Here is a 22,023-nt window from a genome sequence, read left to right as displayed (position 1 = left end):
CCGCGCTCCCCCGACCTCGGCGACGACCTCGGACACCTCCCCCGCCACCGCACACCCGCGCAGCACCGCTCCCTGGGCGGCCGCCACCCGCTCGGCCAGCCCGCACGCCACCGCCTCACCGTCGAGCGCATGGTCCGCCGCGGCCAGAGCGGCCAGGTCCGCGGCCCCGCCCGCCCGATGCCTGGCGACCACCGCCCGCCCCATCAGCGCCACACCCGCGAAGATCGCCATCAACACCGCCATCAGCCCCAGCGACCACACCGTTGCCGACCCCCGGTCCCGTCTCACGGCCCACCACCCCCCACCGTCTCCTCGTCCAACGCGGCCGCCTCCGCCGTCAACGTGACCGGAAACCGCGGCCGACCCACCGTCACCCGCACCCGCACCAACCCCCCGCCCCGGCGCACCCTCACCTCCGCTCCCTTCGGCGCTGCCGCGCGGCTCACCCGCACCACATCCCCCCCGCCTTCCCCCCGCGCAGCAGCGCGCGCCCCGGCCCTGGCGGCATCCACGCAGCGGATCTGTGCGGCCGCCGCCATCAGCCCCCACACCAGCAGCCCGGCCAGCGCCACCAGCGTCGGGATCACCACGGCAGCCTCCGCCGTGACGTAGCCCCCGTCCCGGCGGCGGCGCAACGGTCCGGCCCGCTCGGGCCGAACGGCCCTCCTCAACGGCTCAGAACGGCGCATGGAGTGCCTTCTCGATCACCGAGGTCATCGCCGTCCGCACCGGCCCGCTCGTCACGATCTTGTAGAGCACCGCCGCGAACCCGCAGGCCGCGATCGTGCCCACCGCGTACTCCGCGGTGCTCATCCCCGCGTCGGCCGCGGACCGGCACCGCCGGACCCGTCCGGCCCACCAGCACGCCACCCGCTCCGTCTTCTTCCGCATCGCCATTTCCGTTCTCCTCCTGGTTTCCTGTGTTTTCTGCCGGCCCCGCATCCGATGCCGCTGCCCGCGTCACCGGTGCCACTGATGTCCGTCGACTCGCCGGTCCGGCCGCGTCACGTGCTCGCGTGTGCGGCGGCTCACGGCCTCGGGCCGTGCCGGGCTCCCGCGTTTCCCTGCTGTTCCCATCGGCGCGGCCGGCCGGGCGGGGCACGGCAGGCCGTCGATCGCCACCTCCTCATCCGCTCATCGGGCCGCCGAGCACCGCCCCGGCCAGCCCCATCACCACCGGGGCGACACCCACCAGCAGGAAGGCCGGGAGGAAGCACACGCCCAGCGGCGCGGTCGCCAGCACCGCCGCCTTGCGGGCCCGGGCGAGCGCCGAACGCCCCTGCTCGGCGCGATAGTCCGCGGCCAGCCGCGCCATTTCGGCCACCGGTGCGCTGCCCGTCGTCGACGCCCTCGCCAGGCAACGGCCCATCGCCCTCGCCGCGGGCAGCCGCCCGAACCTGCCCCAGCACTCCGACGGCTCCCCGCCGAGCCGCAACTCCGCCTCCGCCCGCAGCAGCGCGGCCCCCAACGGCCCGTCCAGGCACCGCCCCACCGCTCCCGCCGTCTCCCCGGGAGTGGCGCCCGCCGCCAGGCAGGCCGCCATCAGGTCAGCGCACAGCGGCAGTTCGGCCGGATCGGCTTCCGCTCCGGCCGCCCGCGCGACGGCGGGAGGCCGACGCCGGGCGAGCGCCACCCTCGTTCCGGCCCCGATCACGATCCCGGCCAGAACGCCCGCGACGCCGCCCACAAGCACCACCGCCCCCAGCGCCGGTGCGACCACCGGCAGCCAGGTCCGCCCGGCACGGCGCGCCCTTCCCCGCCACGCCCGGCGCGCCCTCGCCGGCCGCGCTCCCTGCAACACGCGGCGCAGCCTGCGCACACCGCAATGCCTGCGCTCCCTCGTCGCCATCGCTCCCGCCGCCCCGGCGCACACTGCCGCCACGACGGCCGCCGCCGTCCCCAGGCTGTGGACAGACCCGCCGCTCATGGCCGGCCCCCTTCCGCAGCCGACCCCCGCGCCACCCGGGCGGACCGCGTTCCCGCCCCGCCCGGCTCAGGGCCGCGCGGATCACTCTCCGCGCCACGGGGCGGGCCGCCCTCGGCCGCCCGGATGATGTGCGCCGTCCAGGCCAGACCGGCCCACTCCAGGAACGCGCCCGCGACCAGGCAGGCCAGCCCGGCGGGTGTGTGCAGCAGCACCCCCGCCGGGTCTGCGCCCAGCGCCGTGCCCAGCACCAGCCCGAAGACGGGGAGCAGCGCCAACAGCACCGCCGTGGAGTGCGGGCCCGCCAACTGGGCACGCAGGTCCTCGCGTTGATCCGCCTCGGCGCGCAGCGCGGCGGCGACCCGGTCCAGCGCCGCGGCCAGCCCCGCACCGCCGTCCACCGCGACCTGCCAGCACGCGGCCACCGCAGCGAGCCCCTGTGCGCCCGGCCCGACGCGCGCCGCCGTGCGCAGCGCTCGTGGCACGTCCCCGCCGAACCGGGCGGCGGACAGCAGCAGGCCCGAGATCCGGCCCAGTTCGGGCGAGCCGGGCCATCCAGCCGACTGCACCGCGTCCGCGAGTGCCGCGTGCGGTGGCCGTCCTGCCCGCAGATCACCCGCCAGGGTGCCGCACAGCGCGCTCACGGCAGCCGCGGTCCGTTCGGCCGCCGCCCGCTCGGCGCGGCCTCGCAAAGCGCCCCGCACCAACGGCATCGCGACCATTCCCGCGACCATCGGCACCACCGACCAGGTGATCGCCGCGAGTACCGCGCCGGCGGGCAGACACAGCCACTCGGGGCCGCCACCGCTCTGCCGCGCCCCGACGGTCCCCGCCGCTCGGCGCCCGGCATCGCTGCCCGGATCTCCACGCCCGCCCGGATGCCTGTCACGCCACCCGCCAAGGAACACTCGGCCCGACCGCCGACGCCTGCCCGGGCCTCGGCCACCGATCCGCACCCGGCTGCCGGCGACCACGCGGCTCCACCACGCCCGCCCTCGCCCAACACCGCCTGGAGCGGGCCCAGGACGGGCCTGTGGGCCCTTCAGAAGGCCGCACGCCCGGCGCTTGCGTCCGTGCCGCTGCAGGGCCGTCCAGGCGGGCAGGCAGGCCACCAGCAGCGCGGCCCACAGCGCGACGGCGGGAGTCACCGCCGGAGAGGTCGCCGCGCTCATGACGCACCCGTCGAGCACAGATCCGTCAGGCGCCGCCAGCCCGGGCCGCGTTCGGCACCGCCCCCGGTGTGCCGGACCAGCGCGGGAACGGTGCCGACCAGCCCGTCCGGGCGTCGGCTCAGGACATGGATCTCGGCCACCCTGCGGCGGCCCTCACCGTCCCGCACCAGGTGGACGACGGCCGACAGCGCGGCGGCCAACTGGCTGTGCAGCGCGGCCCGGTCCAGGCCGGCGGTCGAACCGAGCGCCTCCAAACGTGCGGGCACATCCGCCGCGGCGTTCGCGTGAACGGTGCCGCAGCCGCCCTCGTGACCGGTGTTGAGGGCACCCAGGAGGTCGAGCACCTCGGCGCCGCGGACCTCGCCGACCACGAGCCGGTCGGGCCGCATCCTCAGTGCCTGCCGCACCAGGTCCCGCAGCGTGACCTGCCCGGCGCCCTCCTGGTTGGCGGGCCGGGTCTCCAACCGGACGACATGCGGGTGGTCCGGGCGCAGTTCGGCCGAGTCCTCGGCGAGGACGATCCGGGCCGCTGGGTCGACCAGGCCGAGCAGGCAGCTGAGCAGGGTGGTCTTCCCCGAGCCCGTGCCGCCGCTGATCATGAACGACAGCCGCGCGTCGAGCATCGCGCGCAGCAGCGCGGCGGTCTCCTCGTCGAGCGTGCCGGCCGCGACGAGTTCGGTGAGGGTGAAGGCGCGGGCTCTCACGACACGCAGGGACAGGCAGGGCGAGCCGACCACGACGGGCGGCAGCACCGCGTGCAGCCTTGTGCCGTCCGGCAGTCGGGCGTCGACCCAGGGCCTCGCGTCATCGAGGCGGCGGCCGGCGGTCGTGGCCAGCCGCTGCGCGAGGCGGCGCACCGCGGCTGTGTCGGAGAACCGGATCGGGCTGCGTTCGAGACCGCGGCCCCGGTCGATCCAGACCTGGTCGGGTGCGTTGACGAGGATGTCGGTGACGTCGGGGTCGGCCAGCAGGGGCTCCAGCGGGCCCGCGCCGACCAGTTCGGAACGCAACGCGGCGACCACGTCGAGCACTTCGGAGTCCCCGATCAGGCGTCCTTGGGCGCGCAGCGCGGCCGCGACACGGGCCGGGGTGGGTTCGCCGCCGTGTTCGGCGAGGTGCAGCCGGACCGCGTCCAGCAGTGCGGCGCTCATGCCGCCACGCACCCGGTCGCCGCGAGCGCCTGCCCGAGGAAGGCGCCACTGAAGCGTGCGAGGGGGCCGCGGGTGGCGGAACCCGGTGGTACGCCGCCGGACATCGGGTCGGCCAGCGCGGGTTCCGGCGCCAGTTCCCCAGCGAGCGGCAGGCCGACCAGCCGGGCGATCTCGGCGCCGTCCAGGCCGGAACCGAACGGCCCGCGGGCGACCACCCGCAGGTCGTCGATTTCCTGGGCGAAGGCCGCGGCCACCCTGCATCCCGCGGCCACCGCGCGGAGTTCGGCGGGCACCACCAGCAGTCCCACGTCCACTTGGCCGAGCGTCTCGGCGACGGTGTCATCCACCTTGCGCGGCAGGTCGACGACGACCACCCCGCCCCGCCGTCTGGCGGCGCCCAGCACCGACCGCATCGCCTGGGGCGGAATGAGCACGGGCTGTCCGCGGTCCCAGCTCAGCACGCTGAGCGAGCCGAGCCGGGGCAGCGATTCCTCCAGCACTCCGCTGTTGACCCGGCCGCGGGAGTCGGCGAGGTCGGGCCAGCGCAGCCCTCCCGTGCGCTCCGCGCCGAGCAGGATGTCCAGGCCGCCGCCGAGCGGGTCTCCGTCGACGAGCATGGCGCGCAGGCCGGTGCGGGCGGCGGTGACCGCGAGGCCGCAGGCCAGGGTGCTGGCACCGGCGCCGCCGCGCCCGCCGACCACGCCGATGGTCAGGGCCGGGCCGCCGCTGCCCTCGGCGACATCTGCGAGGCGGTCCACCAGCCATGTCTCGGCGGCCGGCAGGAACAGGACATGGTCGGCCCCGACCGCGACGGCCCGGCGCCACGCTTCGGAGTCGGCCGAGTCGGTGCCGCCGCGTCCGACCAGTAGAACGCCCTTGCGCCGCCCGCAGCCGCGGGCCCTTCCGGATGCTTCCACTCCGACCAGGACAAGTGGTGCGTTGTCCCAACTCACCGCGCGCGGGGGCGCGGTGAAGACGACTTCCGGTTCCGTGCCGGCCGCGGCGCACAGTCTGAGCAGATCGTCGAGGAGGCTTTCGTCCTCGGTCACAATGAGCGGTCCGCGGGCCGCTTCGGTAGCGCCGCTCGGTCGATCGGATGCGTTGGTCCGGGCCATTTCCCTGTCCCCTGTCGCTAGTCGTGCGAGCACGGCGTGCTTCGCCTGCGATCAGCTTGGGACAGGAAGTGGAATTGAGATGATCTTGGTCGGAATCTGTGGATAACTCGGCGATTGTGGATAACTTCGCCACCCGGACGGGTGAGTTCCACGAGATCCGCGAACGATTACCGAACGTCACGTGTCGTACACATAGAAACGCACACATGCGCGAAGGAGTGGGAGCAACATGAACATGCTGACTGGTGCCGCAGCCCCCGGGGTCTACCGCCCAAACGCATCCGGACATGCGACGACCCCCGCCGGGGGGGAGAGCGGGGGTCGTCCCCACGGTCCGACTCGGGGGGGGAGGAGCCAGACCGGGTTAGCACGGTCGCGAACGATCCGTGACTTCCATGGTGTACCCGAAGGCACTCTCAGGCAAACCCACGCGCCGGACCTTAGGCCGAATGGTGGTTGCCTATGCTCGTCTCGTGGAAAACCACCTGCACCCGCGCACTGCGGCGTTCTTCGATCTCGACAAGACCGTGATCGCCAAGTCCAGCACGCTCGCCTTCGGACGGTCCTTCTACCACGGCGGGCTCATCAACAGGCGAGCGGTATTGCGTACCGCATATGCCCAGTTCGTGTACCTCGTCGGCGGCGCAGATCACGACCAGATGGAAGGTATGCGCAAATACCTCTCTGATCTGTGCCGCGGCTGGAATGTGCAGCAGGTCCGGGAGATCGTCGCCGAGACCCTGCACGACCTGATCGACCCGATCATCTACGACGAGGCCGCCTCACTGATCGAGGAGCACCACGCGGCAGGCCGCGACGTGGTGATCGTCAGCGCCTCGGGGTCCGAAGTCGTCGAGCCGATCGGGGAGATGCTGGGCGCCGACCACGTCGTGGCCACCCGGATGGTGGTAGCCGACGGCGCCTACAACGGGGAGATTGAGCACTACGTCTACGGTCCGGCGAAAGCCGAAGCCATCACCCGGCTGGCGGAGTCCGAAGGCTACGACTTGCAACGGTCCTTCGCCTACAGCGATTCGGCTACGGACATCCCCATGCTGGAATCGGTCGGCCACCCGTACGCGGTCAACCCCGACCGGGCGCTGCGCAAGGAGGCCGCCGCCCGGGACTGGCCGGTCCTCACCTTCAGCCGCCCGGTGCGCCTGAAGCAGCGCATCCAGTCGCTCTCGATGCCGCCTCGCCCGGTTCTGGCCGCGGCCGCGATCGGCGCCGCCGCCGCCACCGCCGGGCTGGTGTGGCTCGCGGCGCGCCGGCGCCGTCCACTGGCGGCGTCCTGACCGTATCGATGAGGCCACTGGGGCCACAGCGACCCGAGGTGGCAGAAAGTCAAGCGAAATGTCCCGATTGGCGGCAAAAGTAAAAAGTGCAGCCAGGGGTTCCACTACCTGCCGGTCGGGAGTACAAAAGAGTTAGCGGCCCGCGAGACCACGGACTTCCGAGAGGAAGACCGCAGTTCAGCAGTTGGCCCCACGGACCGAGCACGAAAACCGGGCACCCACGCGTAGCCGACCCGCCAACCGGGCCAGCCGCACCAGGCAGCGGGCAATGTCCCCGCCCTGATCGGCACCATTCGAGCACGCACTGGTAACTCGGCGGACGTGGCGAGCGGCGGCACCCGCGGGTGTCGCCGCATTCTCGTTCAGGCCGCGCCGCGCTGCAGCGCCTCGCAGACCGCGACGCTCTCGCGTACCCCGAGTTCGAGCGCCCGCCCGCAGTGGGCGATCCACTCGGACATCCCCTCCGGCGTACCGGAGGCGTATCCCTCCAGGGCCTTGAGGTATCCGGCCAGGCCCAGCTCCGCGTGGCCGACCTCGGCGGGGCAGATGGATTTGGGGTCCAGCCCGCTGCCGACCAGGACGATCCGTTCGGCGGCGCGGGCCACCGAGCCGTTGAACGAGCCGAAGGGGCGCAGGCAGAGCAGCTCGCCGTGCACGACCGCGCTCACCACCAGCGCGGGCGCCGCAGAGCCCGACCGCAGCAGTCCGACCAGTCCGTCGAGCCGCGCCGCGACCTCGGACGGCTCGGGCAGCGGGATCTGCTCGAACCCGGCCGTCTCGTCGACCACCGGCTCGCCGCTCAGCCGCGGCCGCCCGACCGTGGGCTCCTCGGCGGCCCCGCCGGCCGCGACCAGGTGCAGCCGGGCCAGTGCCTGGACCGGCGACTGCCGCCACACGCTGAGGAGTTGTCCTGCCTCGGCGGTCACCCGCAGCGCGGCCCCGACCGCTCGTGACTGGCCGTCGGCCGAGAAGTCACTGCGGCGGCGCACCTCTTCCAGCGGCCAGTCGGCGCCGGCGAGCGCCGCGGAAGCCCGGGCGCCGCGCAGGGCGGCCTCCGACGCGACCTCGCCGGCCCGTCGGCGCATGACCCGGTGACCGTAGACCCGATCCACGGCCTGCCGCACGGACTCCACCGCGTCGGGCACGCCCGGCAGCGCGGCGAGTACGACCAGCGGGTCCGCCTGCCCGGGAGCGGGAGAAGGAGCAGCGTTCGTAGCCATGTCCCCGACCCTACGCACCGCTCGCAGCCCGGAAAGACCACGATCGAGTGGCCTTGCCCACTCCCCGTCAGTTCTTCCCCGGAGACACCCCTACGCTCAGTGAACATGAAGATCGCTTTCGTTGGGAAGGGCGGCAGCGGCAAGACGACGCTGTCCTCCCTGTTCATTCGCCATCTCGCCGCCGCCCGCGTCCCCGTCGTCGCGATCGACGCGGACATCAACCAGCACCTCGGCCCCGCGCTCGGGCTCGACGAGGACGACGCGGCGGCGCTTCCCTCACTCGGCGCGCACCTGCCGGAGATCAAGGAGCACCTGCGCGGCTCCAACCCGCTCATCGCCTCGGCCGACAGCATGATCAAGACCACCCCGCCCGGGCGCGGCTCCCGCCTGCTGCGGTTGCGCGGGGACAACCCGGTCTACACGGCGTGCGCCCGCCCGCTCGCGTTCGGCCCCGACGCCGGCAGCGCACGGCTGATGGTCACCGGTCCCTTCACCGAGTCGGACCTCGGCGTGGCCTGCTACCACTCGAAGGTCGGGGCGGTCGAGTTGTGCCTGAACCACCTGGTGGACGGCCGCGACGAGTACCTGGTGGTCGACATGACCGCGGGCAGCGACTCCTTCGCCTCGGGCCTGTTCACCCGGTTCGACCTGACCTTCCTGGTGGCGGAGCCGACCCGCAAGGGCGTCGCGGTCTACCGGCAGTACAAGGAGTACGCCCGCGACTTCGGCGTGGGCCTGGTCGTGATCGGCAACAAGGTGCACGGCGAGGACGACCTCGCCTTCCTGCGGGCCGAGGTCGGAGACGACCTGCTGGTCACCGTCGGGCACTCGGACTGGGTACGGGCGATGGAGAAGGGCGGCCCGCCCCGATTCGAACAGCTGGAAGAGCCGAACCGCCAGGCCCTGCGCGTCATGCACGAGCGCGCCGACCGCTCGTACCAGGCCCGCGACTGGGACCGCTACACCCAGCAGATGGCGCACTTCCACCGGAAGAACGCGGAGAGTTGGGGCAACGCCAGGACCGGCGCCGACCTCGCTGCCCAGATCGACCCGGACTTCACGCTCAGCGAGGACCTGATCGAAGCGCCCACCGCGCTCGCGCACTGACCCACGGGGTCCGCTCGGGTCCACCTCGCCCCCGCGGCGCGACGGCCCGTCACCTCGATCAAGCGCGACCACCACCAGCACCAGTTCACTCGAAAGACGGAAATAGCATACGGATTCGGATTCTGGACTTCACTCTCCGCAGTCGTTCCATTACTCTCCATTTACAGATGCTTGAGAGTGTCAAGGGAATGAAGGAGTGGGGAGCCCATGAGATGCCATCGGTCCGATCTGTCCGCGTCGATCACCGTCTTCCTGATCGCCGTGCCCCTGTCGCTCGGCATCGCGCTGGCGACCGGCGCCCCGTTGCAGTCCGGCCTGGTCGCCGCGGCGGTCGGCGGCATCGTCGCCGGACTGCTGGGCGGGGCGCCGCTGCAGGTCAGCGGCGGCGCCACCAGCCTGGTCGTCATCACCGCGGGCCTCGTCGAGCGCTACGGCTGGCGGGCCACCTGCGCGATCACCGTGCTGGCCGGGCTGGCGCAACTACTGCTCGGCGGGCTGCGGGTGGCCAGAGCCGCGCTCGCGGTCAGCCCGGCCATCGTGCACGGCATGCTCGCCGGCATCGGCACGGTCATCGCCGTCGGGCAACTGCATGTCGTGCTCGGCGGCAGCCCGCAGATCTCCGCGCTCGCCAACATCGCGGCGCTGCCGGATCAATTGATGCACAGTCACCCCATCACCCCGGTCATCGGCGCGGTCACCGTGGGCGTGCTGCTCGGCTGGCCGCGGCTGCGCGGCCGGGCCCGGGCGTTGCGCGCCGTCCCGGCACCACTCGCGGCGGTCGCCCTGGCCACCGCGGTGAGCGCCGCATGGTCGGTGCCGCGGGTCGATCTGCCGCGCCTGACCGCGCCTGGCCTGCCGGCCATGCCCGGCGGCCCGGTCTCCGCGCTCGTCGCGGCCGTCCTGACCGTCACCCTGGTGGCGAGCATGGAGGCGCTGCTGTCGGCCGTCGCGGTGGACGCCCTGCAGGCACGGCGCCCGGGACCACACGCTCCTCCGGCCCGCCTCGACCGCGAACTGCTCGGCCAGGGTGCGGCCAATGTCGTGTCCGGGCTGCTCGGCGGACTGCCGGTGGCGGGCGGCGCGATGCGTGGCTCCGCCAACGTCGAGGCGGGGGCCCGCACCCGCCGGGCCACGGTGCTGCACGGTGTTTGGGTGCTGCTGTGCGCGGGGCTCGCGGCCGGCGTCCTGGAGCAGATCCCGCTCGCGGCGCTCGCCGCACTGGTGATGCTGGTCGGCGTACGCATGGTCAGCTTCGCCCACATCCGGCACATCCAAAGGCACCGCGAGTTCCCGGTGTACGCGGTGACCCTCGGCACCGTGGTGGTCTTCGGGGTGCTCCAGGGAGTGGCCGCGGGCATCGCGGTCGCCGCCGTCCTCGCACTGCGCAGCCTCACCCACACCCGGGTCACCGTCACCGAAGAGGCGGCGTGCCACCGAGTCCGCGCCCGCGGCCAACTGACATTCCTGGCGGTGCCCCGGCTGACCAAGGCGTTCGCCGAGGTGCCGGAGCGGGCGAGCGTCGTGGTGGAACTGGACGGCTCGTTCATGGACCACGCCGCCTACGAGGCGCTGAGCGCGTGGTGCGCGCGGCACCGCTCACGCGGTGGCCGGGTCGTCCTGGGCGACGGCTCCGGACGGACCGTCAGCGAACCGGTCAGCGCGCACGTCTGCCGCCCCTGGACGCCCTGGCACAACCACCACTGCACCCGCCCCGCGGCCATCCCGGCCACCAGCGGCGGCCAACTGCTCGGCGGGGTCAGCAACTTCCAGCGCCACACCGCCCCGCTGGTGCGCGACGAACTCGCCCGGCTCGCCCGCGAAGGCCAGCGTCCTGGTCAGCTCTTCCTGACCTGCGCCGACTCCCGGCTGGTCACCAGCATGATCACCTCAAGCGGCCCGGGCGACCTGTTCACCGTCCGCAACGTCGGCAACATGGTGCCGCCGCCCGGTTCCGACGCGTCCTGCGACTCGGTGGCCGCCGCCGTGGAGTACGCGGTCGACGTCCTGCGGGTCTCCAGCATCACCGTGTGCGGGCACTCCGGATGCGGCGCGATGCAGGCACTCCTCGGCTCCGACCACGAACCAGGCGCCCGGACCCCGCTGGCCAGATGGCTGCGGCACGGCCGACCGAGTCTGGCCCGGCTCAACGCCGTTGCCGCCGTGGACCACGACAACGGCTCCATAGCCGGCCACGCCGCCGTCCCCACCTTCGAAGGCCGCCCGGCGGCCGACGACCAGGAGCGCCTCGCACTGGTCAACGTCATCACCCAGCTGGAGCACCTGACGGCCCATCCGTGCGTGGCCCGCCGGATCGCCGACGGCACCCTCCAACTGCACGGCATGTACTTCCACGTCGCCGAGGCGCAGGCGTACATCCTCGACCACCCCACCGGGGTGTTCGCACCGATCCGGCCGGAGGCCGGCACGCCTCTGCAGCAGGACGAGGACGCAGACACATCAGCAGTCACTCTCATCACAAAGGTCTAAACCAGTTCACCGGAGGCTCTTGTCAGGGTGCTCCAGGACTGATGAGGTAGTGGCGGGACATCTGGGACACCCTGACAAGGAGCTGGCGTGAGCAGCAACGAGAGCCTGGCCAACCTGCTGAAGGAGGAGCGGCGGTTTGCTCCCCCGAAAGGACTGGCCGCTGCGGCCAATGTCACCGCGGCCGCGTACGAACAGGCCAAGGCCGACCGGCTGGGCTTCTGGGCCGAGCAGGCCCGCCGTCTGACCTGGGAGACCGAGCCCACCCAGACACTTGACTGGTCGAACCCGCCGTTCGCGAAGTGGTTCGCCGACGGACGGCTGAACGTCGCCTACAACTGCGTGGACCGCCACGTCGAGGCCGGCCACGGCGACCGCGTCGCCATCCACTTCGAGGGCGAGCCGGGCGACAGCCGCGCGATCACGTACGCGGAGCTGAAGGACGAGGTGTCCCGCGCCGCCAACGCCCTGACGGAACTCGGCGTGCGCAAGGGCGACCGCGTCGCGGTCTACCTGCCGATGATCCCCGAGGCCGTGGTCGCGATGCTCGCCTGCGCCCGGATCGGCGCGGCGCACTCGGTGGTCTTCGGCGGCTTCTCGGCCGACGCCGTCGCCTCCCGCATCGACGACGCCGACGCGAAGCTGGTCATCACCGCCGACGGCGGCTACCGCCGGGGCAAGCCGTCCGCGCTCAAGCCCGCCATCGACGACGCGGTGTCCCGCACCCCGCAGGTCGAGCACGTCCTGGTGGTCCGCCGCACCGGCCAGGACGTGGAGTGGACTTCGGGCCGCGACGTGTGGTGGCACGAGATCACCGGTCGCCAGTCCACCGAGCACACCCCCGAGGCGTTCGAGGCCGAGCAGCCGCTGTTCATCCTCTACACCTCGGGCACCACCGGTAAGCCGAAGGGCATCCTGCACACCTCCGGCGGCTACCTCACCCAGGCCAGCTACACCCACCACGCCGTCTTCGACCTCAAGCCGGAGACCGACGTCTACTGGTGCACCGCGGACATCGGCTGGGTCACCGGCCACTCGTACATCGTCTACGGCCCGCTCGCCAACGGCGCCACCCAGGTGATCTACGAGGGCACGCCCGACACCCCGCACCAGGGCCGGTTCTGGGAGATCGTGCAGAAGTACGGCGTCAGCATCCTCTACACCGCGCCGACGGCGATCCGCACGTTCATGAAGTGGGGCGACGACATCCCCGCGAACTTCGACCTGAGCAGCCTGCGCGTCCTGGGCAGCGTCGGCGAACCGATCAACCCCGAGGCGTGGATCTGGTACCGCGAGCACATCGGCGCCGGCAAGACGCCGATCGTGGACACCTGGTGGCAGACCGAGACCGGCGCCATGATGATCAGCCCGCTGCCGGGCGTCACCGAGACCAAGCCCGGCTCCGCGCAGACCCCGCTGCCCGGCATCGCGGCCACCGTCGTGGACGACGAGGCGAACGAAGTGCCCAACGGCTCCGGCGGCTACCTGGTCCTCACCGAGCCCTGGCCGTCGATGCTCCGCACCATCTGGGGCGACGACCAGCGCTACATCGACACCTACTGGTCCCGCTTCCCCGGCCGCTACTTCGCGGGCGACGGCGCGAAGAAGGACGAGGACGGCGACATCTGGCTGCTCGGCCGGGTCGACGACGTGATGCTGGTCTCCGGCCACAACATCTCCACCACCGAGGTCGAGTCCGCGCTCGTCTCGCACCCCAAGGTCGCCGAGTCCGCCGTGGTCGGCGCCGCCGACGCGACCACCGGGCAGGCCATCGTCGCGTTCGTGATCCTGCGCGGCACCGCCGAGGACAGCGCCGAACTCGTCGGCGAGCTGCGCGACCACGTCGGCAAGACACTCGGCCCGATCGCCAAGCCCAAGCGCGTCCTGATCGTCTCCGAGCTGCCCAAGACCCGCTCCGGCAAGATCATGCGCCGCCTGCTGCGCGACGTCGCGGAGAACCGCGCGCTGGGCGACGTCACCACCCTCACCGACTCCTCCGTCATGGACCTGATCCAGACCAAGTTGCCCTCCGCCCCCAGCGAGGACTGACCAGGCCGGGTAAGAGCCGTCAGAGCGTAGGAACCGTCACGACGTAAGAGCCCGTCACGGCCCAAGGGGCGCCCGCACTCCAGCAGTGCGGGCGCCCCTCGTCGTGGTCCCCCTCGCCCCTTCACCCGTCCGGGTTAAGCTGACCCCGCGTCGCCGCACCATGGCGACGAGACTTATGGGCGCGCCGGGAAGTCTGGTCGGCACACAGGACAACTGTGTCCACAGCCGGCTACGACGCCCAGGAGGCCACCCCCCGTGACCGAGCAGCCGCGCCGCCGCTCCTCAGTCCTCTTCGGCCGTCTCCCGCTGCCCGAACGGAACTTCGTCGCCGACGCCCTGCGCACCGAGACCGTCGGCGGCATCCTGCTGCTGCTCGCCGCCGTCATCGCCCTCATCTGGGCGAACACCCTCCACCACAGCTACGAGTCCACCGCGCACTTCCACTTCGGCCCGTCCGCGCTCGGCCTGCACCTGTCCGTCGCGCACTGGTCGGCGGACGGCCTGCTCGCCATCTTCTTCTTCGTCGCCGGCATCGAACTCAAACGCGAACTCGTCGCGGGCGAACTGCGCGAACCGGCCAAGGCCGCGCTTCCCGTCATCGCCGCCCTGTGCGGCATGGCCGCGCCCGCGGTCGTGTACACCGTGGTGGCCGCCGCGGGCGGCGGCTCGCTCAAGGGCTGGGCGGTGCCCACCGCCACCGACATCGCCTTCGCGCTCGCCGTCCTCGCCGTGCTCGGCACCGCACTGCCCTCGGCACTGCGCGCGTTCCTGCTCACCCTCGCCGTCGTCGACGACCTCTTCGCGATCCTGATCATCGCAATCTTCTTCACTTCCGGCCTCAACTACGCGGCCCTGGCCGGCGCGGCAGCGTGCCTGGTGCTGTTCTGGCTGCTGCAACGCGCCGGCGTGCACGGCTGGTACGTGTATGTCCCGCTCGCGCTCGTCACCTGGGCCTTGATGTACAACAGCGGCGTCCACGCCACGATTTCGGGCGTCGCCATGGGCCTGATGCTGCGCTGCACCCGCCAGGGCGACGAGCAGCACCCGCCGGCCGAGCGCGTCGAGCACCTGGTGCGGCCGCTGTCGGCGGGCCTGGCCGTACCCCTGTTCGCGCTGTTCGCAGCGGGCGTGTCGATCTCCGGCGGTGCGCTCGCCGACGTGTTCCACCGCCCCGAGACCCTCGGCGTCGTCCTCGGCCTGGTCTGCGGCAAGACCATCGGCGTGTTCGGCGGCACCTGGCTGGCGGTCCGCTTCACCCGCGCGGAGCTGAACCCGGACCTGCGCTGGCCGGACGTCCTCGCGCTCGCGACACTGTCCGGCATCGGCTTCACCGTCTCCCTGCTGATCGGCGAACTCGCCTTCGCCGCCCACCCGAAGCTCGCCGACGAGGCCAAGGCCGCCGTGCTGGTCGGCTCGGTGATCGCGGCCGTGCTGGCCGCGGTCCTGCTCAAACTGCGCAACGACAGATACCGGAAGCTGACCACGGAGGAGGAGCGGGACGACGACGGGGACGGCATCCCCGACATCTACGAGCAGGACCAACCCGCGTACCACATGCGGATGGCCGAGATCCTGGAGCGCCAGGCCGCCGAGCACCGCAGGCTCGCCGCGCTCGCCCGGCGGCGGCAGGCGGGCGGCCCTGACGGCACGTAAGGCATGATCGGGGGCAGACATTCCCTTGTCCGGACCACACCACCCGCGAGCGAAGCGGTGCGACGACCACGGAGGACTCGATGAGCCCAGCCTCGAACGGTGACGAGCGCAGCCTCGGCGAGCTGTTCTCCGCCGCCACGACGGAGCTGTCCGCCCTGGTGCACGACGAGATCGCGCTGGCCAAGACCGAGATCCGGCAGGACGTGAAGCGCGCCACGATCGGCAGCGGCGCGCTCATCGTGGCGCTGGCGCTCTGCCTGTTCGCGGTACCCATGGGCTGCATGGCACTGGCGTACGTCATCCACCGCACCGGACTGCCGCTCGACGCGTCGTTCGGCATCGTGTGCGGTGCCTTCGTGGTCCTCGGCGTGCTGCTCGCCGCACTGGCGTACGGCCGGTTCAAGAAGGTGAAGAAGCCGGAGCGCTCCATCGCCTCGGCCAAGGAGACCGCCGCGGTGCTGCAGAAGGCCAAGCCGCGCCCGCGCGAGCTCGGTCCGCAGGACGCCGAGCCGCTGGGCGCCACCGTCGCGGCTCCCGCGCTCGAATCGAAGATGTGACACGCTCGACACCATGAACCTCCCCGCCGGCTCGCCCAGCCAGCCCAACCGGCCCGTCCCGGTGCCGGACGCGACGGACCGGAGCGGGCCGGGCGGCGCGGAGTTCGGCCGAGGCGGCCAGGTACCCCGCCTCGACGGGCCCTGGACCCACCGCGAGGTGGCCGCGAACGGCGCCCGCTTCCACATCGCCGAGGCCGGCGACGGCCCGCTGGTGCTCCTGCTGCACGGCTTCCCGCAGTTCTGGTGGGCCTGGCGGCACCAGCTCACCGCGCTCGCCGACGCGGGCTTCCGCGCGGTCGCGATGGACCTGCGCGGGGTCGGCGGCAGCGACCGTACGCCCCGCGGCTACGACCCCGGCAACCTGGCACTCGACGTGACCGGGGTGATCCGCTCGCTCGGCGAGCCCGACGCCGCGCTGGTCGGCCACGACCTGGGCGGATACCTGGCCTGGACCGCCGCCGCGATGCGGCCGAAGCTGGTACGTCGGCTGGCCGTCTGCTCGATGCCGCACCCACGACGCTGGCGGGCCGCGATGCTCACCGACCTGCGGCAGAGCAGGTCGGGCGGCTACATCTGGGGCTTCCAGCGGCCCTGGGTGCCCGAGCGGCAACTCGTCGCCGACGACGCGGCACTGGTCGGCCAGATGATCCGGGACTGGTCGGGACCGCGGCCGCTGGACGAGGAGTCGATCGACGTCTACCGCGAGGCCATGCAGATCCCGTCCACGGCGCACTGCGCGGTCGAGCCCTACCGCTGGATGGTGCGGTCGATGGCCCGGCCGGACGGCCTCCAGTTCAACCGCCGGATGAAGCGCCCGGTGCGCGTGCCCACCCTGCAGATGCACGGCTCGCTCGACCGGGCGGTCGGCACCAGGAGCGTGGCAGGCAGCGGGGAGTACGTCGAGGCGCCCTACCGTTGGCGGCTCTTCGACGGCCTCGGGCACTTCCCGCACGAGGAGGACCCGGTGGCCTTCTCGACCGAGCTGGTCAACTGGCTCAAGGACCCGGAACCGGACCGCTGAACCGGCGCGATACGGCCGCACTACGGCCACATTGCGACAGTACGATGATCGCCAAAATGCCGGGCGCATAAGCCAATCGGACGACCCGAGGGCGATTACCGACCTATCGGCGCGGGCACGTAGCTCCGTATGGGTTCGACGCACGACTACCGTGACGTATCACGCACTCACCGCAGCTTCGCAGCCGCCGACCGGGTCCCGATGACGCTGATCCCCTCGGGGGCCGGCCGTCTCGGCATCCCCCGCATACTCGGCCGCCGGGCCCGCTGGGTCAGCGCTCGGCTGCGCCATGTGAAGGAATGAGACCGCGGGTCCGCGTCACAGCGCGCACCCCTCGGTGTCCACCTGCCGGTTCGCGGTACGCCCGGCCGTGACGTCCGGGGCCACCTCGGCGGCGGTCAGCGCGTAACCGGTGTGCGAGTCGTCCAGGGACTTCGCGAAGACCACCCCGGCGACCTCGCCGTCGGTGGTCAGCAGCGGACCGCCGGAGTTCCCCGCCCGGACCGTCGCGTACAGCGAGTACACGTCGCGGTGCACGGTGCCGCGGTGGTAGATGTCCGGCCCGCTGGCCTTGATGCGGTCTCGAATCCGGGCGGCGCGCACGTCGAAGGGGCCGTTCTCGGGGAAGCCCGCCACGATGGCGTCGTCGCGGCTCTGCTCGCTCGTGGTGGCGAAGTGGAGCGCGGGCGCGTCCAGCCCGGGCACGTCGAGGACGGCGATGTCGCGCTGCCAGTCGTAGAGGACCACGCGGGCGTCGTGCAGCCGGCCCTTGCCGCCGACCTGCACGGTGGGCTCGGAGACGCCGCCGACGACGTGCGCGTTGGTCATCACCCGGTCCTTGGCGAAGACGAAGCCCGAGCCCTCCAGCACCTTCCCGCAGCTCGGGGCGGTGCCGACGACCTTGACGATGCTGGGGCGGGCGTCGGCCACCGCGGGGCTGCCGACCAGCGCGGGGTCGGGGGCGGGCACCGAGGTGATCGGCTCGGAGCCGAACGTGCCGAAGACCTGCGGCAGGCCGTTCTGCGCCAGGGTGTCGCTGAAGTCGGTGAACCAGGTGTCGGCCGACGGCGGCATCACCCGGGACACCCCGATCAGCACCTTCGACGACCGCACCTCGCGCCCTATCGTCGGCAGCGTCGTGGTCGCCAGCGCGCTGCCGATCAGCCACGCCACCAGCAGCATCGCCAGCACGTTGACCAGGGCGCCGCCGCCCGCGTCCAGGGTTCTGGCCGGGGACCAGGTGATGCGGGTGCGCGCCTTGTTGCCCAGGTGCGTGGTGAACGCCTGCCCCACCGACGCGCACACGATCACGATCACGACCGCGGACATCACCGCGGCCGAGCCCGGGGTCGCATGGTCCGTCGCCTTGTCCCACAGCAGCGGCAGCAGGTAGACGGCGGCCAGGCCGCCGCCGAGGAAGCCGATCACCGACATGACGCCGACGACGAAGCCCTGCCGGTAGCCGATCACGGCGAACCACACAGCGGCGAGGATGAGCAGGATGTCCAGCACGTTCACGGGGAACACGGTCTCACGTCGGCCTGAGCGCGTGGGGCGGTACGGCCCCGCCGGTCCGGTCCGCGCACACGGACGGGCCCGGCGGCCATGCGGTGCGGATACGGTCCGCCGCTAGGCCAGCGGCACGGTGCGCTCCCGGTCCCAGGGCCGCTCCCAGCCCGCGTAGTGCAGCAACTTGTCGATCAGGCCGGCGGTGAAGCCCCACACCAGGGCGCCCTGGACGAGGAAGGCCGGGCCGCGGAAACCGCTGGGGTGCACGAGAGTCGCACGGTTGGCCGGATCGGTGAGATCCGTCACGGGAACCCGGAAGGCGCGAGCGGTCTCCGCGGGGTCGACCGCGCGGATCGGGCTCGGCTCGCGCCACCAGCCCAGCACCGGAGTGACCACGAAACCGCTCACCGGGATGTAGAGCCGCGGCAGGACGCCGAAGAGCTGCACGCCCGCCGGGTCGAGGCCGGTCTCCTCCTCGGCCTCGCGCAGCGCCGCCCGCAGCGGGCCCTCGCCGTCCGGGTCGCCGTCCTCGGGGTCGAGCGCGCCGCCCGGGAAGGACGGCTGGCCCGCGTGCGAACGAAGCGCCGCGGAACGCTCGATGAGCAGCAGGTCAGGCCCCTGATCGCCCTCGCCGAACAGCACGAGCACGGCCGACTGCCGCCCCCCTCCGTCGGGCGGCAGGAAACTGCTGAGCTGCTCGGGCCGCACGGTGTCGACGGCCTCGACCACCGGCTCCAGCCACTGCGGCAGCCCGCCGGCGCTGACGTCCACCTTCGACGCGCCGGCCTCCCAGGACCGCGTCATGAGGCGCCCAGCGGGGGCGCGGGCTGCCCCGGGTAGTCCGGCGGCGGGTTCAGCCGCTGCCCGGGGAAGCCGCCCTTCTCGTACTTCAGCAGCTTCTTCGCCTTATCCGGGTCCATCTCGCCCTCGCCGTACGACGGGCAGAGCGCGGCGATCGGGCACACCCCGCAGGCGGGCTTGCGGGCGTGGCACATCCGGCGGCCGTGGAAGACGACGCGGTGCGACAGCATCGTCCAGTCCGACTTGGGGAAGAGCGCGGCCACATCCCGCTCGACCTCCTCGGGGTCCTGCGAGGTGGTCCAGCCGAAGCGGCGCGAGAGCCGGCCGAAGTGGGTGTCCACGGTGATGCCGGGCACCCCGAACGCGTTGCCCAGCACCACGTTCGCGGTCTTGCGGCCGACGCCGGGCAGCTTCACCAGGTCGGCCAGGCGGCCGGGCACCTCGCCGCCGAACTCGTCCCGCAGCGCGGCGGACAGGCCCAGCACGGACCTCGTCTTGGCCCGGAAGAAGCCGGTCGGCCGCAGGATCTGCTCCAGGTCCGCCGGATCGGCCGCCGCCATGTCCGCCGCCGTCGGGTACTTCGCGAACAGCGCGGGCGTCGTCTGATTGACCCGCAGGTCGGTGGTCTGCGCGGACAGCACCGTGGCGATCAGGAGCTGGAACGGGTTCTCGAAGTCCAGCTCCGGATGTGCGTACGGATACACCTCGGCGAGTTCGCGGTTGATCCGGCGGGCCCTGCGGACCTTCGCTACCTGGGACTCCGTCTTGGGGGCCTTGCCGACCTTGCTCTCTGCCATGTACGAAGGCTACGCCGAAGGTCCGACAGCGTGGGACCGGTCACACCGGTGCCTTCCGAGGTCGGCTCAGGTAGCGTGTTCGCTGACAGCGGAACACCCCGTGGTGGCCACTCATTCGGCGGCAGCGCCGCCCCTAACCACGGAATTCCGACCGCCAATCGGACCCCCGCGGCACGGCGCCGCGCACACATAAGACAAACTTGTGATTGATCGCACTGTTTCTCGTGTCATGCATCATGGGGACAGCCCGGCGGACAACCCGGTGATGTCGACAGTCGACAAGGAGAGAGCTCGTGGACGACGTTCTGCGCCGTGCCCCGCTTTTCGCGGCGCTCGACGACGAGCAGGCCGCTGAACTGCGTGCCTCCATGACCGAGGTCACGCTGGCGCGTGGCGACGCGCTGTTCCACGAGGGTGACCCCGGGGACCGGCTGTACGTCGTGACCGAGGGCAAGGTGAAACTGCACCGCACCTCGCCCGACGGCCGGGAGAACATGCTGGCCGTGGTGGGCCCCGGCGAGTTGATCGGCGAGCTGTCGCTCTTCGACCCCGGTCCGCGCACCGCCACCGGTACCGCGCTCACCGAGGTGAAGCTGCTCGGCCTGGGCCACGGCGACCTCCAGCCCTGGCTGAACGTACGGCCCGAGGTCTCCACCGCGCTGCTGCGCGCGGTCGCCCGGCGCCTGCGCCGCACCAACGACGTCATGTCCGACCTGGTCTTCTCCGACGTGCCCGGCCGTGTCGCCAAGGCCCTGCTGGACCTGTCCCGCCGCTTCGGCGTGCAGTCCGAAGAGGGCATCCACGTCGTGCACGACCTCACCCAGGAGGAGTTGGCGCAGCTCGTCGGCGCCTCCCGCGAGACCGTGAACAAGGCGCTCGCCGACTTCGCCGGCCGCGGCTGGCTGCGGCTGGAGGCTCGCGCGGTCATCCTCCTCGACGTGGAGCGGCTCGCGAAGCGCAGCCGGTAGCCGGTGGCTGGAAGCCGGTGACTGGCTTCCGGTAGCCGGTCTGCGGCAGCAGCAGGCCCCCGGTGGGGCCGTCGTATCCGAGCCGGAACGCGGCCCGCGGCCGTCCCCGGTGAGGTCGCCCTTACCGTTCGCGCCGGTGCCCATCGATGGATGGGCACCGGCGCTTTGGTTTGCCCTCGGGCGGAGTCACCAGGCGAGTTGGCCGATCTCGTCCGCCACGGCCGTACACGCGTCGCTCGACGGGTCGATCAGCGGGAAGTGGCCGGTGGCCGGCAGCCACGCCACGGTGGGCTCCTCCCCCGCTGCTCCGGCGGCACGGGCGAAAGCCGCGCTGACCTGCGGCGGAACCTCATTGTCAGTGGTGCCGTGCACGATGGTGGTGGCAATGCCGGTGGGAAGCAGCGCGGCCGGGTCGGCGTGGGGCAGGCGGTCGGTGGCGTGGTCGGGTCCGCCGAGGAGGTCCAGCACCGCACCGGAGCAGACGCGCAGCCGGATCGCCGAGGTGAAGTCGGCGATCGGGGCGAGGGCCACGACACCGCGGAGGGCTGGAGGTGCGGGGCGGTGCCAAGGGGAGTCGGCGGGCAGCAGGTGACGGGCGGCGGCCCACAGCGCGAGGTGGCCGCCCGCGCTGTGCCCGGTGAGCACGATGCGGCGGGGGTCGACGGTGTCCTCGCCGAGGGCGTCGCGGGCGAGCGCGGGCAGGGCGTCCATCGCGGCGGCGACGTCGTCGAAGGTGTCGGGCCAGCGGCCGGCGGGCGGAAGCGCAGGCTCGGCGGTCTGCGCCTGGACCTCCGCCTGCCGGGGCAGTTGCCTGCCGTTGCCCGGCGGGACGCCGGGTGCCTCCGGACCACCCGTTGCACCACCTGGTGCGCCGCCCGCCGCGCCGCCCGTACCGCCGCGGCGGTATTCGACCGACGCCACCGCCAGCCCGCGCGCCGCGAGATGCGCGGCGAGCGGGGAGACGTGGGTGCGGTCGTGGGCCTCCCGCCAGGCGCCGCCGTGCAGCAGCGCCACCAGGGGTGCCGGGCGGGCGGTACCGGCCCCGGCGGGCCGGTAGAAGTCGACCACCTGGTCGGGGTGGGCGCCGTAGGACGCGGTGGCGTCCGGGGGCACGGGGTCGTGGCCGAACGCCGATGCCTCCTCGGCCGCCGCCCGGTCGGCGGGCTGGGGCGAGGGTGGGCGGGGCGCGGCAGCGGTCAT

Annotated in this window: 19 protein-coding genes and 1 pseudogene; 8 read left to right on the top strand and 12 right to left on the bottom strand. The window is 72.7% G+C overall.

The window, feature by feature from the left end:
* Nucleotides 1-15 precede the first annotated feature (15 nt).
* The 7 genes and pseudogenes from ACIPAE_RS03430 to ssd form a co-directional block, all read right to left on the bottom strand.
* Nucleotides 16-231, bottom strand: a pseudogene (locus ACIPAE_RS03430) (Rv3654c family TadE-like protein); the annotation flags it as partial.
* 53 nt (nucleotides 232-284) lie between these two features.
* Complete coding sequence (locus ACIPAE_RS03425) at nucleotides 285-590, bottom strand: TadE family type IV pilus minor pilin (protein WP_366409796.1); 306 nt, start codon at nucleotides 588-590, stop codon at nucleotides 285-287.
* A gap of 85 nt (nucleotides 591-675) precedes the next feature.
* Complete coding sequence (locus ACIPAE_RS03420) at nucleotides 676-897, bottom strand: DUF4244 domain-containing protein (RefSeq protein WP_366409795.1); 222 nt, start codon at nucleotides 895-897, stop codon at nucleotides 676-678.
* Nucleotides 898-1,126: 229 nt separating this feature from the next.
* Nucleotides 1,127-1,696, bottom strand: coding sequence for a type II secretion system F family protein (locus ACIPAE_RS03415; RefSeq protein ID WP_402442592.1), 570 nt, complete (start codon nucleotides 1,694-1,696; stop codon nucleotides 1,127-1,129).
* A 227-nt stretch (nucleotides 1,697-1,923) separates the two neighbouring features.
* Nucleotides 1,924-2,646, bottom strand: coding sequence for a type II secretion system F family protein (locus tag ACIPAE_RS03410; protein ID WP_402442591.1), 723 nt, complete (start codon nucleotides 2,644-2,646; stop codon nucleotides 1,924-1,926).
* Between the two features lie 446 nt (nucleotides 2,647-3,092).
* On the bottom strand, nucleotides 3,093-4,247 hold the full coding sequence (locus ACIPAE_RS03405; RefSeq protein WP_402442590.1) for a TadA family conjugal transfer-associated ATPase: 1,155 nt from the start codon (nucleotides 4,245-4,247) through the stop codon (nucleotides 3,093-3,095).
* Nucleotides 4,244-5,362 (bottom strand): septum site-determining protein Ssd, encoded by a 1,119-nt coding sequence (gene ssd / locus ACIPAE_RS03400; protein WP_402442588.1) that lies wholly within the window; start codon nucleotides 5,360-5,362, stop codon nucleotides 4,244-4,246. The genes ACIPAE_RS03405 and ssd overlap by 4 nt, the downstream gene beginning before the upstream one ends.
* Nucleotides 5,363-5,811: 449 nt before the next feature.
* Here ssd and ACIPAE_RS03395 point away from each other — a divergent pair, with 449 nt between their 5' ends.
* Nucleotides 5,812-6,657, top strand: a complete 846-nt coding sequence (locus ACIPAE_RS03395) for an HAD family hydrolase (protein ID WP_402442586.1) — start codon at nucleotides 5,812-5,814, stop codon at nucleotides 6,655-6,657.
* 362 nt (nucleotides 6,658-7,019) lie between these two features.
* Here ACIPAE_RS03395 and ACIPAE_RS03390 read toward each other — a convergent pair whose 3' ends face one another.
* Complete coding sequence (locus ACIPAE_RS03390; RefSeq protein ID WP_402442584.1) at nucleotides 7,020-7,877, bottom strand: oxidoreductase; 858 nt, start codon at nucleotides 7,875-7,877, stop codon at nucleotides 7,020-7,022.
* A gap of 105 nt (nucleotides 7,878-7,982) precedes the next feature.
* On the opposite strand from ACIPAE_RS03390, the gene ACIPAE_RS03385 reads away from it, so the two are divergent.
* The 6 genes from ACIPAE_RS03385 (at nucleotide 7,983) to ACIPAE_RS03360 (ending at nucleotide 16,748) form a co-directional block, all read left to right on the top strand.
* Nucleotides 7,983-8,984, top strand: a complete 1,002-nt coding sequence (locus tag ACIPAE_RS03385) for an ATP-binding protein (protein ID WP_402442582.1) — start codon at nucleotides 7,983-7,985, stop codon at nucleotides 8,982-8,984.
* 207 nt (nucleotides 8,985-9,191) lie between these two features.
* Entirely contained in the window at nucleotides 9,192-11,471 is a 2,280-nt protein-coding gene (locus ACIPAE_RS03380) for a SulP family inorganic anion transporter (protein ID WP_402442580.1), read from the top strand.
* An 87-nt stretch (nucleotides 11,472-11,558) separates the two neighbouring features.
* Nucleotides 11,559-13,517 carry an acetate--CoA ligase gene (acs, locus tag ACIPAE_RS03375; protein ID WP_402442578.1) on the top strand — a complete coding sequence of 653 codons (1,959 nt, stop codon included), beginning with the start codon at nucleotides 11,559-11,561 and terminating at the stop codon, nucleotides 13,515-13,517.
* A gap of 255 nt (nucleotides 13,518-13,772) precedes the next feature.
* The gene (nhaA, locus tag ACIPAE_RS03370) at nucleotides 13,773-15,170 is read left to right on the top strand and encodes a Na+/H+ antiporter NhaA (RefSeq protein ID WP_329366360.1); all 1,398 of its coding nucleotides are present in this window, start codon (nucleotides 13,773-13,775) and stop codon (nucleotides 15,168-15,170) included.
* 80 nt (nucleotides 15,171-15,250) lie between these two features.
* On the top strand, nucleotides 15,251-15,727 hold the full coding sequence (locus ACIPAE_RS03365) for a phage holin family protein (RefSeq protein WP_329366362.1): 477 nt from the start codon (nucleotides 15,251-15,253) through the stop codon (nucleotides 15,725-15,727).
* A gap of 13 nt (nucleotides 15,728-15,740) precedes the next feature.
* Entirely contained in the window at nucleotides 15,741-16,748 is a 1,008-nt protein-coding gene (locus ACIPAE_RS03360) for an alpha/beta fold hydrolase (RefSeq protein ID WP_402442576.1), read from the top strand.
* Nucleotides 16,749-17,066: 318 nt separating this feature from the next.
* On the opposite strand, the gene ACIPAE_RS03355 is transcribed toward ACIPAE_RS03360, so the two are convergent.
* The 3 genes from ACIPAE_RS03355 to nth form a co-directional block, all read right to left on the bottom strand.
* Entirely contained in the window at nucleotides 17,067-18,266 is a 1,200-nt protein-coding gene (locus ACIPAE_RS03355) for a MarP family serine protease (protein WP_328467368.1), read from the bottom strand.
* A 111-nt stretch (nucleotides 18,267-18,377) separates the two neighbouring features.
* Nucleotides 18,378-19,061 (bottom strand): CoA pyrophosphatase, encoded by a 684-nt coding sequence (locus tag ACIPAE_RS03350; protein ID WP_329366366.1) that lies wholly within the window; start codon nucleotides 19,059-19,061, stop codon nucleotides 18,378-18,380.
* Nucleotides 19,058-19,855, bottom strand: a complete 798-nt coding sequence (gene nth / locus ACIPAE_RS03345) for an endonuclease III (RefSeq protein ID WP_402442574.1) — start codon at nucleotides 19,853-19,855, stop codon at nucleotides 19,058-19,060. The genes ACIPAE_RS03350 and nth overlap by 4 nt, the downstream gene beginning before the upstream one ends.
* Nucleotides 19,856-20,148: 293 nt before the next feature.
* On the opposite strand from nth, the gene ACIPAE_RS03340 reads away from it, so the two are divergent.
* Entirely contained in the window at nucleotides 20,149-20,823 is a 675-nt protein-coding gene (locus ACIPAE_RS03340) for a Crp/Fnr family transcriptional regulator (RefSeq protein WP_103890795.1), read from the top strand.
* 186 nt (nucleotides 20,824-21,009) lie between these two features.
* Here ACIPAE_RS03340 and ACIPAE_RS03335 read toward each other — a convergent pair whose 3' ends face one another.
* A complete protein-coding gene (locus ACIPAE_RS03335; protein WP_402442571.1) occupies nucleotides 21,010-22,023 on the bottom strand; it encodes an alpha/beta hydrolase in 1,014 nt (337 codons plus the stop codon).

Source organism: Streptomyces sp. NPDC087270 (assembly GCF_044744625.1).
Classification (GTDB): Bacteria; Actinomycetota; Actinomycetes; order Streptomycetales; family Streptomycetaceae; genus Actinacidiphila.
This window is presented reverse-complemented; position numbering and strand designations above follow the sequence as displayed.